The organism is Polaribacter sp. SA4-10 (assembly GCF_002163835.1).
Lineage (GTDB): Bacteria > Bacteroidota > Bacteroidia > Flavobacteriales > Flavobacteriaceae > Polaribacter.
This window is the reverse complement of sequence record NZ_CP019331.1, coordinates 1,918,827-1,934,056: the sequence shown is the minus strand read 5'-3', so window position 1 is coordinate 1,934,056 and position 15,230 is coordinate 1,918,827. Positions and strand designations below refer to the sequence as shown.

General features: G+C 30.1%; 15 protein-coding genes. 8 read left to right on the top strand and 7 right to left on the bottom strand.

Annotated features, from left to right (window positions below; genetic code table 11):
* Nucleotides 1-31: 31 nt before the first annotated feature.
* The 6 genes from xrtF to BTO04_RS08280 all read left to right on the top strand — a co-directional run bounded on the left by xrtF (nt 32) and on the right by BTO04_RS08280 (nt 4,526).
* Nucleotides 32-568: an exosortase family protein XrtF gene (gene xrtF, locus BTO04_RS08305; RefSeq protein ID WP_087565365.1), complete on the top strand. Its 537-nt coding sequence runs from the start codon at nt 32-34 to the stop codon at nt 566-568.
* A complete protein-coding gene (locus BTO04_RS08300) occupies nt 565-996 on the top strand; it encodes an exosortase F system-associated protein (RefSeq protein ID WP_087564056.1) in 432 nt (143 codons plus the stop codon). The genes xrtF and BTO04_RS08300 overlap by 4 nt, the downstream gene beginning before the upstream one ends.
* 44 nt (nt 997-1,040) lie before the next feature.
* Nucleotides 1,041-1,442: a hypothetical protein gene (locus BTO04_RS08295; protein WP_232455873.1), complete on the top strand. Its 402-nt coding sequence runs from the start codon at nt 1,041-1,043 to the stop codon at nt 1,440-1,442.
* Between the two features lie 73 nt (nt 1,443-1,515).
* Nucleotides 1,516-3,759, top strand: a complete 2,244-nt coding sequence (locus BTO04_RS08290; protein WP_087565363.1) for a carboxypeptidase-like regulatory domain-containing protein — start codon at nt 1,516-1,518, stop codon at nt 3,757-3,759.
* Nucleotides 3,760-3,855: 96 nt separating this feature from the next.
* Nucleotides 3,856-4,269: a heavy-metal-associated domain-containing protein gene (locus BTO04_RS08285; RefSeq protein WP_087564055.1), complete on the top strand. Its 414-nt coding sequence runs from the start codon at nt 3,856-3,858 to the stop codon at nt 4,267-4,269.
* A 2-nt stretch (nt 4,270-4,271) separates the two neighbouring features.
* Nucleotides 4,272-4,526 carry a heavy metal-binding domain-containing protein gene (locus BTO04_RS08280; RefSeq protein ID WP_087564054.1) on the top strand — a complete coding sequence of 85 codons (255 nt, stop codon included), beginning with the start codon at nt 4,272-4,274 and terminating at the stop codon, nt 4,524-4,526.
* A 108-nt stretch (nt 4,527-4,634) separates the two neighbouring features.
* Here BTO04_RS08280 and groL read toward each other — a convergent pair whose 3' ends face one another.
* From groL to miaB, 7 genes are all read right to left on the bottom strand, one after another.
* Nucleotides 4,635-6,266, bottom strand: a complete 1,632-nt coding sequence (gene groL, locus BTO04_RS08275; RefSeq protein WP_087564053.1) for a chaperonin GroEL — start codon at nt 6,264-6,266, stop codon at nt 4,635-4,637.
* Between the two features lie 72 nt (nt 6,267-6,338).
* Nucleotides 6,339-6,614 carry a co-chaperone GroES gene (gene groES, locus BTO04_RS08270; protein ID WP_087564052.1) on the bottom strand — a complete coding sequence of 92 codons (276 nt, stop codon included), beginning with the start codon at nt 6,612-6,614 and terminating at the stop codon, nt 6,339-6,341.
* A 175-nt stretch (nt 6,615-6,789) separates the two neighbouring features.
* Nucleotides 6,790-7,122 (bottom strand): preprotein translocase subunit SecG, encoded by a 333-nt coding sequence (gene secG, locus BTO04_RS08265; RefSeq protein ID WP_087564051.1) that lies wholly within the window; start codon nt 7,120-7,122, stop codon nt 6,790-6,792.
* Nucleotides 7,119-7,883 (bottom strand): hypothetical protein, encoded by a 765-nt coding sequence (locus BTO04_RS08260; protein ID WP_087564050.1) that lies wholly within the window; start codon nt 7,881-7,883, stop codon nt 7,119-7,121. Before BTO04_RS08260 ends, secG begins: the two co-directional genes overlap by 4 nt.
* A 35-nt stretch (nt 7,884-7,918) precedes the next feature.
* Nucleotides 7,919-8,425 carry an LptE family protein gene (locus BTO04_RS08255; protein WP_087564049.1) on the bottom strand — a complete coding sequence of 169 codons (507 nt, stop codon included), beginning with the start codon at nt 8,423-8,425 and terminating at the stop codon, nt 7,919-7,921.
* Nucleotides 8,426-8,453: 28 nt separating this feature from the next.
* Complete coding sequence (locus BTO04_RS08250; RefSeq protein ID WP_087564048.1) at nt 8,454-9,677, bottom strand: sigma 54-interacting transcriptional regulator; 1,224 nt, start codon at nt 9,675-9,677, stop codon at nt 8,454-8,456.
* Nucleotides 9,678-9,789: 112 nt separating this feature from the next.
* On the bottom strand, nt 9,790-11,244 hold the full coding sequence (gene miaB, locus BTO04_RS08245) for a tRNA (N6-isopentenyl adenosine(37)-C2)-methylthiotransferase MiaB (protein ID WP_087564047.1): 1,455 nt from the start codon (nt 11,242-11,244) through the stop codon (nt 9,790-9,792).
* Between the two features lie 202 nt (nt 11,245-11,446).
* Between miaB and topA the strand changes: the two genes are divergently transcribed.
* Together topA and BTO04_RS08235 are read left to right on the top strand one after the other, a co-directional pair.
* The gene (gene topA, locus BTO04_RS08240) at nt 11,447-13,945 is read left to right on the top strand and encodes a type I DNA topoisomerase (protein ID WP_087564046.1); all 2,499 of its coding nucleotides are present in this window, start codon (nt 11,447-11,449) and stop codon (nt 13,943-13,945) included.
* A 35-nt stretch (nt 13,946-13,980) separates the two neighbouring features.
* Complete coding sequence (locus BTO04_RS08235) at nt 13,981-15,141, top strand: formimidoylglutamase (RefSeq protein WP_087564045.1); 1,161 nt, start codon at nt 13,981-13,983, stop codon at nt 15,139-15,141.
* Nucleotides 15,142-15,230: the final 89 nt, after the last annotated feature.

The window sequence follows — 15,230 nt, the reverse complement described above, 5'->3', positions numbered from 1 at the left end:
AATAGAATGCAAAAGTAAATTAAAATCAATTGTGAATAAACATAAAAATATAGTCATTTTCCTCCTGAAATTCTTTGTAACATATTTTATATTGTTTGCTGTTTATTCTATTTATCTAAAAAAGTCTCAGCAGAAAGAAGGGGGATTTGTTACGTCATCTATCACAACAAAAGTTGCTAAGCAAACTGTAAGTGTTTTAGAGTTTTTTGGTTATTATGCAGATGCGAAACAGCATGAAGAAGAGTTGTCTGTAAAATTATTAATTGAAAACCAATACACAGCAAGAGTTATAGAAGGATGTAATTCTATAAGTTTAATAATTCTATTTATTTCATTTATTATTGCATTTGCAGGTTCTATAAAAGCAACACTAATTTTTGCTTTTTTAGGAAGTATTTTTATTTATATAATTAATATATTTAGAATTGCTTTTTTAACGGTAATGATTTATAAATACCCAGATTATCAGGGGTTTTTGCACAACTTGGTGTTTCCATCAATTATTTACGGAACAATATTTCTATTATGGGTTGTTTGGGTAAATAAATTTTCTAAGTACAAAACATGAATTCATACATTAAAATAGGCTTACTTTCTATACTTTTTTTATTGCTTTTTGTAATAAGAGGTTATGAGGCAGAATTATTTTATGACCCATTAATCGTATATTTTCAAAACGATTATTTATATACAAAAATGCCAGAAATTAGTGTTTGGCATTTAGTTGTTGATATGCTGTATAGATATGTTTTAAATTCATTAATTTCAATAGGAATCATTTGGGTGATATTTGAGAGGAAAGATTATATAAAATTTACAGGTTTCTTTTTAATGTTAGCTTCTATGATTTTAATAGTTGTCTTTGTTTTCTTGATAAGAGATCAGTTTGAATCTGGCTATTTATTACCCTTTTATATTCGAAGATTTATTGTTCATCCATTGTTTTTACTTCTTTTATTGCCGGCCTTTTATTATCAAAAATTAAGCAATAGATAATTTAACACAACTTTAAAAAACCTTGTTGTAAATTTGCCTTAGAAATGAAACAAGTTTTAATCAAAATAGCTACAATTTTAATAGCATTTTTAGTGCTGTTTTCTACGTTTTCTTTTACTGTAGAAAAACACTACTGTGGAGGTTTTTTGATGGATATTTCTTATGTTGGCGATGCTGATGGTTGTAATATGAAGATGGATAAAGTTTCTTCAACAAAGAAAAACTGTTGCAAAGATGAAGTTCATCAAATTGAAGGACAAGATGAATTACAACAAACTTCCGTTGATGATTTCGACTTTCAAAAACAACAATTTTTAACTTCTTTTGCAGTCTCTTTCAATAATTTATTTGTAGAAATTGAAGCTCAAAATAATTTCTATAAAGATTTTTCTCCACCAGATATTTGGCTAGATTATCAGGTTTCATTTCAGACTTTTTTAATTTAATTTTTTAATAATTATCTAAACAAAAGCTTTTTTTTATAAGAAGTAAAAGCTAATTATTATTAAATCTAAAATGATGAAAAAATATATAATAAGTAGTGTGTTACTACTAATTCCTGTCCTATTATTCTCTCAAACAAATTTAAAGGGAATGATTATGGATAAAAATAACCCTAAAGATAATCGAGGTATTTATGGCGCAAATGTACGTTGGCTACATACCAATATTGGAGCAGTAACTAATGAAAAAGGATGGTTTTCAATTCCTTATAATCCAGAACATAAAAAACTTGTTATTAGTTATATTGGTTATAAAACAGATACAATTACAATAACAAGCTTAAAGCCAATTCATCATTTTATAAATGAAGAAAGTGGATTGTCTGAGATTACAATAACAAGTAGAAAGAAAGCAACCCAAAAATCATTTTTTGCTACAGTAAATGTTTTTACAGTAAATAGTGATGAATTATTAAAAGCTGCATGTTGTAATTTAGCAGAAAGTTTTGAAACAAACCCATCAATAGATGTTAGTTTTTCTGATGCGTTAACAGGAACAAAACAAATACAAATGCTGGGCTTAACAAGTCCGTATTTGTTAATAACGCAAGAAAATATTCCTTCTGTAAGAGGGGCTTCTCAAGCATTCGGATTAACCTTTACACCAGGTACTTGGGTAGAAAGTATACAAATTACAAAAGGAGCAGGAAGTGTTGTAAATGGTTACGAAAGTATTGCTGGACAGATAAATGCAGAATTAGTAAAGCCTTTTTCTGATAATAAATTTTTCTTAAACGCTTATAGTTCTTTAAATGGAAGGCTTGAATTAAATACTCATTTTAATCAAAGAATTTCTAAAAAATGGCAAACAGGTTTGTATGTTCATGGAAATTATAGAGGTGAAAAATTTGATAAAAACAACGATAATTTTTTAGATGCTCCTTTGGCAAATCAAATAAATGTCATGAATAGATGGCAATATACAGATGCAGAAAAAGGCTGGGTAAGTTTTATTAATTTTCGTTTTTTAAATGATGAAAAGCAAACTGGAGAAATAGATTTTAGCCCAACCTTAGATAAAGGAACTACAAACGCTTGGGGAAGTGAAATTGATACAAAACGTTTTGAGACTTCTGCAAAACTAGGATATGTTTTTCCCGAATTACCTTTTCAAAGTATTGGTTTTCAGATCGCTTATAGTAATCATGAGCAAGACTCCTATTTTGGTTTAAATATATATGATATTCAGCATAAAAGTGTGTATTCTAATTTAATCTTTAATTCAATTATTGGTGATACAAGAAATAAGTTTAAAACTGGAATAAGTTTCACATATGACAAATATGATGAGTTGGTAAATGCAACAGATTTTGGTAGAAAAGAGAATTCTGTTGGTACCTTTTTTGAATATGCTTTTGATAATTTAGACAATTTCAGCTTTACAGCCGGATTAAGATTAGATACTCATAACTTAATAGGAACCTTTGTAACTCCTCGTTTACATATGCGTTATGTTCCTTGGAAAAAAGGAGTGTTTAGAGCTTCTGTTGGAAGAGGGAAAAGAAGCGCGAATATCTTTGCAGAAAATCAACAATTATTTGCGAGTTCAAGACAGATTAATATTGATAATGCTGGAGGTACTATTTATGGATTAAATCCAGAAATTGCTTGGAATTGTGGTGCTTCATATCTACAGAAATTTAATCTTTTTGATAAAAAAGGAGATATAACATTCGATTTTTATAGAACAGATTTTAGTAATAGAGTTGTTGTAGATTGGGAAAACCCACAAGCAATTTCTTTTTATGATTTAGAAGGAAAAAGTGTTGCCAATAATTTACAGATAGAAGTAAACTATGAAATAGCAAAAAACTTAAACTTTAGAACAGCTTATAAATATTTTGATGTTTCTACAGATTATAAAAGAGGTAATCTTCAAAAAGCAATTCAACCAGAAAATAGATTTTTTGCAAATATTTCTTATGAAACAGCGCTTAAAGAAAATGATGCGCAATGGAAATTTGATGTAACGTTTAATAATATTGGCAAACAGAGGTTGCCAAACACAGCATCAAACCCAGTAAAATATCAATTTTCAGAATATGTAGATAGTTATCAATTACTTAATTCACAGGTTACTAAAGTGTTTTCAAAAAAGTTTGAGGTTTATTTTGGTGCAGAAAATATTACAAACGTGAAACAGAAAAACCCTATTTTAGCAAGTGAAGCTCCTTTTGGTTCAAATTTTGATACTACTATTGTGTATTCGCCAATTTTTGGAAGAGCAATCTATACAGGATTAAGATTTAAAATAAAGTAATAACTCTGTCATTACGAAGGAAGCATGACTGAAGTAATCTGTTTGTTAATCAGAAGATTGCTTCGTAAACTCGCAATGGCATAAAAAATAATAATAATGAAAAAAATAATATTCATATTCAGTTTATTGTTGATTGGGTTTTCTGCTCAAGCACAAACAAAAGAAGTTAAGAAAAATAAAAATGCAAAAATTTCTTTTGAAGTAGATGGTATTTGCGGAATGTGTAAAAAACGAATTGAAACTGCTGCTTTAAAAACGAAAGGAGTAAAGTTTGCAATTTGGAATGTTAAAACACATCAACTAAATGTAATCATGGATGAACGCAAAACAAACGTTGCAGTGATTCAAAGTAATATTTTAAAGGTTGGTCATGATATTATTGGTTTTGATGATAAAAAATTAGAAGCAACTAAAGATGCTTATAGTTCTGTACACCCATGTTGTAAATACAGAGATGAAGAAATTGTATTAGATCATGAAGGGGAATTAATAAAACAGAAAAAACAATAATTATGAAGAAAATAATTTTATTAATAGCATTCGTTTTAGTGGCAAGTGTAAGTTTTACTGCTTGTAAAACAGAAAAGAAAGAGATTAAGAAAGAACAACCAACTACTGAGAAAAAAGAAGTGGCTGTTAAAGATGTTTATCAATGTCCTATGAAATGTGAGAAAGAAAAAACATATAAAAAAGAAGGAAAATGCCCTGTTTGTGAAATGAAATTAAGAAAAAAGGTTACTGAGTATCACGAAAATCAGAACCATTAAATAATAAAAATCCGCTAGAAATTCTAGCGGATTTTTGTATTTGAGATTTCTCTATAAAGTCGAAATGACAGTGAATAGAGAAAGCTTTTTATCTTTGGCAATTGGCCACTACATCATTCCTGGCATCCCACCACCGCCCATTGGAGGCATTGCAGGAGCATCTTCTTTAATGTCAACTAAAGCACATTCTGTGGTTAAGATCATACCAGCAACAGAAGCAGCATTTTCTAATGCAACACGAGTTACTTTCTTAGGATCAATAATTCCAGCTTCTAACATATCTACATATTCGTCAGTTTTAGCATTATAACCAAAACCTTTTTTCCCTTCAAGAACTTTATTTAATACTACAGAACCTTCTCCTCCGGCATTTTCAACAATAATTCTTAAAGGAGCTTCAATGGCTTTATTAATAATTTGCACACCTGTAGTTTCATCTAAATTATCTGTTATAATTTTTTCTAAAACTTTTTTAGCCCTTACTAAAGCAACACCACCACCAGCAACAATTCCTTCTTCAACCGCAGCTCTTGTAGCATGTAAAGCATCATCAACTCTGTCTTTCTTTTCTTTCATTTCTACTTCAGAAGCAGCACCAACATATAAAACAGCAACACCACCAGCTAATTTAGCTAAGCGTTCTTGTAGTTTTTCTTTATCGTAATCAGAAGTAGTAGTTTCTATTTGAGCTTTTATTTGATTAACTCTCGCTTTAATAGCTTTAGCATCTCCAGAACCGTTTATAATTGTAGTATTGTCTTTGTCTACAGTGATCGTTTCTGCTGTTCCTAATAAGTCTAACGTTGCATTTTCTAATGAAAAACCTCTTTCTTCAGAAATTACAGTTCCACCAGTTAAAATAGCGATGTCTTCTAACATTGCTTTTCTTCTGTCTCCAAAACCTGGAGCTTTTACAGCAGCAATTTTTAATCCACCTCTTAATTTATTTACAACTAAAGTAGCTAATGCTTGTCCGTCTACATCTTCAGCAATAATTAATAAAGGTCTTCCAGCTTGTGAAACAGGTTCTAAAATTGGAAGAATTTCTTGTAAGTTAGAAATCTTTTTATCAAATAATAAGATATAAGGATTTTCTAAATCAGCAATCATTTTATCAGCATCAGTTACAAAGTAAGGAGATAAATATCCTCTGTCAAATTGCATACCTTCTACAACATCAACATAGGTTTCCATTCCTTTTGCTTCTTCTACAGTAATAACACCTTCTTTACCAACTTTAGTAAATGCAGTTGCAATTAAATCGCCAATAACATCATCATTATTTGCAGAAATTGCAGCTACTTGTTTTATTTTTTCTGAAGAATTACCAACTTTTTGAGCTTGTTTCTCTAAGTCAGCAACAATAGCAGCAACTGCTTTGTCAATTCCTCTTTTTAAATCCATAGGATTTGCACCAGCTGCAACATTTTTTAAACCTTCTTTTACAATTGCTTGTGCTAAAACTGTAGCAGTTGTTGTTCCATCTCCAGCTAAATCATTCGTTTTAGAAGCAACTTCTTTTACCATTTGAGCACCCATGTTTTCTAAAGGGTTTTCTAATTCTATTTCTTTTGCAACAGTAACACCATCTTTAGTTACTGTTGGAGCGCCAAAAGATTTAGAAATAATAACATTTCTACCTTTAGGTCCTAAAGTTACTTTTACTGCGTTTGCTAATGCATCCACTCCGCGTTTTATTCCATCGCGAGCTTCAATATCAAATTTTATATCTTTTGCCATTTTCTTTAATTGTTTAATTGTTTAAAAGTTTAATCGTTACAAATGCTTACTGCAACTATATACTGATTAATCTTAAATGATTGCAAGAATATCAGATTCACGCATCATTAAATAGTCTGTTCCTTCTAACTTTAATTCAGTTCCACCATATTTACCATATAAAACAGTGTCTCCAACTTTTACAGTTAAAGGTTCATCAACTTTACCATTTCCAACTGCAACTACAGTTCCTTTTTGTGGTTTTTCTTTTGCATTATCTGGTATAATTAATCCAGACGCTGTTTTTGTTTCTGCAGGAGCAGGTTCTACAAGTACTCTGTCCGCTAAAGGCTTAATGTTTAATCCCATTTTTATTAATTTAGATTAATTAAATTGTTTTTGTTAAAAGTAAATAGTCAGAAATTATGCCAATGCTATAAAACTGACAATTTTTCTATGATTGAATTTTTTCTTAAATTTAAGGCATAAAAAAATGCCAACGTGTCATTTTCGTTGGCATTTTTTATATGATTCTAACTGATGATTATTTTAAACTATCATTAGTTGTTGGATTTGTATCTGTAGCTGGTATTGTAGTTTCAACTCCGTCTAAAGTATTATCCAATTTAAAATTATTATCTCCACTTCTTGGGATTGCAAAATTTGCTAATAAAATTAAAACAAACATTGCTATTGCTAATGTCCAAGTTGTTCTGTCTAGGAAGTTGTTCGTGTTTTGAACGCCTCCTAAAGATTGTGCTCCACCACCTCCAAAAGAAGAAGATAATCCTCCGCCTTTAGGGTTTTGTACCATAACTATTAATATTAATGCAATGGCTACAATCAAAATTAGAATTAAAAATGCGGTATAACTCATGATTTATTTTTTTGTAAAATTTGTACTCTTTTAATTTGGTCTGCAAAGAAACCACTTTTTTCTGGATATTTCAAACTTAAAATTCTATAAGCTTGTATTGCGTTTTGATATTTTTTTTGTTCGAGATAAACTTTTGCCAAAGTCTCTGTCATTAAAGCTGAATCGTGTGTGTTTTGTGCAACAGGAACCGTAATATTTTTATCCTTCGATAAAGGTTTTATTTTAGGGTTGTTTTTAATAAACGTGTCTATTATTGATGCTTTTTTTATTGTTTTCTCTTCAATCTTTTCAACGGTTCTTGCAATTGGCTTTTGTACGGATAATTGTAACCATTGATTAAATGAATTACTTTCTGTTGTTAAAAATGAAATTGGTTTTCCTATTTCTAATTTTTCTTCAACTTCTTCAATTGTTTCTGTTGGATTTATAACAACGTCTTCAGTTATTTCAAGAGTATTTTCTTTTACAACTTTTTTAGATATTTTTTCTAAAATCTGTTTGTGAATATCTTCTTTTTTAGAATTAAAGTCTTTCGCTGTAATGAAATTAAATAAAACAGTTCTGTCTGAAGTATAGGCTGCTGTAACTTTTAATTCATTATTATATTTAAAACTATTTTGGTTTCTTAAACCTTTTAAATAGAGTGCTCTTGCAGATTGAAAATAAGGAAATTCTTCTACTACAGATTTTAATTCAGCAGTTTCTAATTGCTGAATTTGTTGTTTTTTTTCTAATAAATTTATAAATATTGAAGTTTTCAAATTGTGTTTTTCTAATAATTTATCAATCTAAATAATTACCATTTTGCAACAGATGCATTAAAAATATCTTGTGTAATTCGTTCTAGAATTTCATCAAAAGCATTTTCTAAAACAGATCCAGAAAGTTGCGCATTTGCGGCAAAATCTGAATAAAAAGAAAATTCTTTTTCAAAATCATCTTTTTCATTTAGCTTATTTACAAATCTAACATTTACAGTTATTGTTAACCTGTTTTGTGCTGCTGTTTGATCTGCAGTTGCACTCATTGGTGTAATTCTGTATCTAGTTATTTCTCCGCTAAAATATAAATCTCCATTAGAATTTACTAATGTTAAATTTGTTTGACGTGTAAATAGGTCTTGTAGGTTTTGCGTAAAAGTCTGACTTAAACTTGGCTCAATCAAAGAGGCTTGGTTTTGAAAATAATCTACCTGTAATGTTTTTGCATCACCAGTATTTCCTCCTGTAAAAGAATAAGCTCCACAAGAAATTATTAGTATAGAACTGATAGATAAGAAGGCTATAAATAATAGTTTTTTCATAATTTTAAAAATATTCTCGTTACAATTTTTACAAATCGTATTGTTTAATTTTTCTGTACAAAGTTCTTTCAGAAATCCCCAATTCTTTTGCCGCTAACTTACGTTTATTGTTGTTTTTTTCTAATGACCTTCTAATCATTTCAATTTCCTTTTCTTGTAAGGATAAAGATTCATCTTCTTCTATAGTCTCAATAAAATCATACTCTTTTTCTTTGGAAGTGTTCTGAGGAATATTTAAAACTTCAAAATTATGCCCTTTTTCTTCTTGATCTTTGTATATTTTTTCTATTAATTGATGGTTTTCTTCTTGAACTTCTTCAACATTTCCACTCTTCATTAAATCTAATGTCAACTTTTTTAAATCGTTGATATCATTACGCATATCAAACAATATTTTGTACATGATATCTCTTTCTGTAGAAAAATCATTTTCCTTTTTACCACCAATTACTGCAGGAAAATTACCTTTATTATTAGGTAAATACTGTTTTAACTTAGGTCCCGTAATAATTCTAGTTTCTTCTATTACAGAAATTTGTTCTGCTAGGTTTTTTAATTGACGAATATTTCCTGGAAAACGGTAATTTAACAAAGCAGATATTGCATTTTCATCTAAACGAATAGAAGGCATTCTGTATTTCTGTGCAAAATCTGAAGCAAATTTTCGAAACAATAAATGTATGTCTTCATTACGGTCTCTTAAAGGAGGTAAATCAATTTCTACAGTGCTTAACCTATAATATAAATCTTCTCTAAACCGTTCTTTTTGAATTGCAGCTTGCATATTAATATTTGTAGCAGCAACAATTCTAACATCAGTTTTTTGAGTTTTTGAAGAACCCACTTTTATAAATTCGCCATTTTCTAAAACACGTAATAAACGTACTTGTGTTGTTAAGGGAAGTTCACCAACTTCATCTAAAAAGATAGTTCCTCCGTCTGTAACTTCAAAATACCCTTTTCTGTCTTGTATTGCACCTGTAAATGAGCCTTTCTCATGTCCAAATAATTCACTATCAATTGTTCCTTCTGGAATAGCACCACAGTTTACAGCAATATATTTTGCATGTTTTCTGTGTGATAATGAATGAATTATTTTGGGAATATTTTCTTTTCCAACACCGCTTTCTCCAGTAACTAATACAGAAATGTCTGTTGGCGCAACTCTTACCGCTTTTTCTAAAGCTCTATCAAGATGTACATCGTTACCAATGATTCCAAAACGTTGTTTTATAGCTTGTAAGTTTTCCATAAGTCCCCTTTAATTTCCCCATTAGGGAAAACACTCTTGTGTTATTAACTATATTTTATTTTTTTCTTTTCGCAACAGTTTCCTTCCCTTTGTTAAAAATTAAGGATGGCTTTTAATTATTATCAGAATATCCTAAAGCAATTCCTTTTAAGGTTGCAGAAGTACAATCTTCTACTTTTACCAATACAAAATCACCTAATTTATATGCTCCTTTATCAAAAACAGCTACTGTATTTTGTGTGTTTCTTCCTTTCCATTTATTGGGGTCTTTCTTAGAGGTACCTTCAATTAAAAATTCTTCAGTTTTCCCTAAATGTTGCTGAGTTCTATATAAAGCATGCTTTTGTTGCAAGTCTATTACTGTTTGTAATCTTCGTTTTTTTACATCAAAAGGAATGTCATCTTCAAGCTTTTTTGCAGCTAAAGTTCCTGGTCTTTCAGAATACGCAAACATAAATCCGAAATCATATTTTACATATTCCATTAACTCTAAAGTGTCTTGATGATCTTGTTCTGTTTCTCCACAGAAACCAACAATCATATCTTGAGATAAAGACATTTCTGGAACGATTCTAAAAATATTATCAACCAATTCTTTATATTCTTCTCTTGTATGCTGACGATTCATTGCTTTTAACATTGCGTTACTTCCACTTTGAACAGGTAAGTGAAGGTATTTACAAATGTTTTTATGTTTTGCCATTGTATGAATTACATCTAAACTCATGTCTTGAGGATTAGAAGTTGAAAAACGAAAACGTGTTTTTGGAAATTCTGTAGCGCACATATCTAACAATTGAGCAAAATCTGTTGCAGTTGCTTGAGCCATTTCAGTCGCTTTTTTGAAATCTTTTTTCAATCCGCCACCAAACCATAAATAACTATCTACATTTTGACCAAGTAAAGTAATTTCTTTGAAATTTTGATCAACCATAGATTGAATTTCTTCTAAAATACTCTTTGGATCTCGACTTCTCTCGCGTCCTCTTGTAAATGGAACTACACAGAAAGTACACATGTTGTCACAACCTCTTGTAATTGAAACAAATGCAGAAACTCCATTAGAATTTAAACGCACAGGAGCAACATCTCCATAGGTTTCATCTTTAGATAAAATTACATTTACAGCATCTCTTCCTTCACTAACTTCTTGTAATAAGTTAGGTAAATCTCTATATGCATCTGGCCCAACAACTAAATCTACAATTTTTTCTTCTTCTAAAAACTTCTCTTTTAAACGTTCAGCCATACAGCCCAAAACGCCTACTTTCATTTTTTTATTTACTTTTTTTACAGCATTGTATTTCTGTAAACGTCTTCTAATTGTAGTTTCTGCTTTTTCTCTAATAGAACAGGTGTTTACTAGCACTAAATCTGCTTCTTCTAAAATTTGAGTAGTGTTATATCCTTCTTTATCTAAAATAGCAGCAACAATCTCACTATCATTCATATTCATTTGACAGCCATAGCTTTCTATGAATAATTTCTTAGTGTTTTCTTTTTTATTTGCTGTTACTAGTGCTTTACCTTGTATTTTTTCTTCTATAATTTTCTCTACGGATTCCATGTGTCAATTTTCATTCAGATAGGAGGCAAATATACAACCAAAAAGTAACTCTTGTGACAAATTGGCAGAAAAAATACTGTTGTTATTGTGTTAAATATAGTGGGAAAATCAATCAAATAATTTTTTTTAAAAAAAAACTACATACTTTTGCAATCCAAAAACACATACCATAATTGTGTTAGTTACGACAAAAGAAAGATAAATGGCAAAGAATTTAGTAATTGTAGAGTCACCAGCAAAAGCAAAAACAATAGAGAAGTTTCTTGGAAAAGATTTTCAAGTAGAATCTAGTTTTGGTCATATAGCAGATTTACCATCAAAAGAATTAGGAATAGATGTTGAAGGAGACTTTAGCCCAAAATATATTGTTTCAGACGATAAAAAAGCAGTTGTAAAAAAACTGAAAAGCTTAGCTAAAAAAGCAGAGACTGTTTGGTTAGCAAGTGATGAGGATCGAGAAGGAGAAGCAATTGCTTGGCATTTAAAAGAGCAATTAAATTTAACGGATGATAATACAAAGCGTATTGTTTTTCATGAAATTACAAAGAACGCTATCTTAAAAGCAGTTGATAATCCTAGAGATATTGATTATAATATGGTAAATGCGCAACAAGCGCGTAGAGTTCTAGATAGGTTAGTGGGTTATGAGTTATCGCCAGTTTTATGGCGCAAAGTTAAAGGAGGTTTGTCTGCAGGAAGAGTACAATCTGTTGCAGTACGTTTAATTGTAGAAAAAGAACGTAGTATCTTAAATTTTAAATCAGAAACACATTATAAAGTAGTTGCAGAATTTTCAAACCTTGAAGGAAAAACTTTTAAAGCAATTATTCCAAAGAATTTTGATAGTAAAAAAGCAGCAGAAGATTTCTTAAAATCTTGTTCAAATGCTGATTTTTCTATTGCGGATTTAACAAAAAAACCAGCAAAAAAATCACCAGCAGCACCATTTACAACTTCAACCTTACAACAAGAAGCATCTCGGAAATTAGGTTTTCCGGTAGGTAAAACAATGCAAGTTGCACAACGTTTATATGAGGCCGGTTTAATTACTTATATGAGAACAGATAGTTTAAATCTTTCTGTTGATGCAAGAAATGCTGCCGAAGAAGAAATTACAAATTATTACGGAGCAGAATATAGTAAACAGCGTGTTTTTAAAACGAAGTCTAAAGGAGCTCAAGAAGCGCATGAGGCAATTCGTCCTACAAACATGAAAATGCATTCTATAGATGTAGAATATGATCAAACAAGATTGTATGATTTAATTTGGAAAAGAACAGTGGCTTCTCAAATGAGTGATGCTCAATTGGAAAGAACAAATGTGAAAATAGAAAATTCTGAAAACTCAAAAATATTCACTGCAAATGGTGAAATGATAAAATTTGATGGTTTCCTAAAAGTGTATTTAGAAGGAAATGATAATGAAGATGAAGAGCAAGCAGGGATGTTGCCAAATTTAAAGGTTTCTGAGAAATTAGAGTACACTTTTATGAATGCAACACAACGTTTTACAAGTCCACCTTATCGTTTTACAGAAGCTTCTTTGGTTAAGCAATTAGAAGAATTAGGTATTGGACGTCCATCTACGTATGCACCAACAATTTCTACTGTTCAACGAAGAGGTTATGTAGAGAAAGGTATAAATGAAGGAGTAGAAAGAAGTTATGAGCAAATTATTTTATCAAATGGAACTGTAAAAAGTCAATCATTGACAGAAAAAACAGGTTCTGATAAAAATAAATTAGTTCCAACGGATATTGGGAATATTGTAAACGATTTCTTAGTAGCAAACTTCTCTAATATTTTAGATTTTGGATTTACTGCAAAAGTAGAATCATCTTTTGATAATATTTCTGAAGGTACAGAAGATTGGATTTCTATGATTAAAGAATTTTACAATAACTTTCATGTTACTGTAGAAGATGTAAAGGAAAATGCTGAGAGAGAAAGTGGAGAACGTATTTTAGGAAAACACCCAGAGTCTGGAAAAACTGTTTTAGTTCGTTTAGGTAAATTTGGACCTATTGCTCAGATTGGAGCACCAGAAGATGAAGAAAAAGTATTTGCAAGTCTAAATACAGCCCAAAACCTGGGAACCATAACCATGGAAGAAGCATTAGAGTTGTTCTTATTACCAAAAACTCTAGGAACTTATGAAGGTGAAGAAGTAATTGTTTCTAATGGTAGGTTTGGACCTTATATCAGATTTGGAACCATGTTTGTCTCTTTAGATAAAGGTGAAAACCCTATGGAGGTTGATTTGCCAAGAGCTGAAGAGTTAATTGTTGCAAAACAAAAAGCAGATGCTCCAATTTATCATTATGAAGAATTGCCTGTTCAAAAAGGAGTTGGACGTTTTGGGCCATTTATAAAGTGGAATAATATCTTTATCAACGTAAGTAAAAAGTATGATTTTGATACTCTTTCTGATGATGATATTATTGAGTTAATTGAAATTAAAAAACAGAAAGAAATAGATAAAGTTATTCATAACTGGGAAGATGTTGCTATTCGTGTAGAAAAAGCAAGATGGGGAAGGTTTAATGTTATAAAAGGTAAAATTAAAATAGAACTACCTAAAACAACAGAAATAGAGAAACTATCTAAAGAAGAGGCTGTTAAAATGATTGAAGCTAAAACGCCAAAGAGAAAAGTAGCTAAGAAAAAAACTCCTGCTAAAAAAACCGCAAAAAAGAAATAAGGATTTAGTATATTGGTCGCCTATTAAAAAAATTCATGATCCAAGATTTTTTAAGCCCTATAGAAGAATCGATTGTGGCACATTTAGTGTTGCAGTCACCATTGTCATTGGGTAATAAAACTAGCATTCATACCTTAGAGGAAGGTTTTCCTGATTTAGAGAATGTTAAGATTGCTATTTTTGGAGTTCAAGAAGACAGGAATTCTCAAGATAATTTTGGATGTGGAGAGGATTTGCATTTAATCCGTAGAAAGTTATATCAATTATTTCCAGGAAATTGGCACACAAATATTGCCGATTTAGGAAATGTTTTAAAAGGGAATTCCGTTACAGATACTTATTTTGCAGTTTCAGAAATCATTACTTATTTACTAAAAAAAAATATTATTCCTGTAATTATTGGTGGAGGACAAGATATTACATACGTTAATTACAGAGCGTATGACTCTCTTGAGCAAACAGTAAATATTACAGCAGTAGACAGTCGTTTTGATTTGGGTAATTTAGAAGATGATTTAACTTCTCAGTCTTATTTAAGCAAAGTAATAATGCAAGAACCAAATAACCTGTTTAATTATTGCAATGTTGGGTATCAAACTTATTTTAATTCACAGGAAGAAATTCAATTATTAGATAATTTGTTTTTTGACGCATATAGACTTGGGGAAGCTAAAGTTTTAGAAAATATTGAACCCGCTTTTAGAAATGCAGATATTGTATCAATAGATATTGGTTCTGTAAGGCAAAGTGAAGCACCTGCTAATAATAATGCTTCTCCAAATGGTTTTTATGGTGAAGAAATTTGTGCTATTTCAAGATATGCAGGAATTAGTGATAAAGTATCTTCATTCGGAATTTATGAATTCAATTCTAAGCATGATACTAACAATCAAACAGCACATTTAATTGCTCAAATGATTTGGTATTTTATTGAGGGAGTGAATTTTAGGGTAAAAGATTATCCCTTTACAACAAAGGAAAATTATCAAAAATTTACAGTTTTATTGGAAGATGATGATCCATTAACTTTTTATAAAAGTAATAAAACTGGAAGGTGGTGGATTGAGATAAAAATATTATCGGATAATAAATACAAAAGACATGCGTTAATACCATGTACATACAAAGATTACATAGATGCAACAAAGCAAATTATTCCTGAAAGATGGTATAAGGCTATGAGAAAATTGATGTAATTTTTAAATTTTTAAAAAACAATACGTTAAAATGCAATCTTAACATTGTTTTTTAGCAAAAAAAATAATAGGTTTACGAACTTTATAGT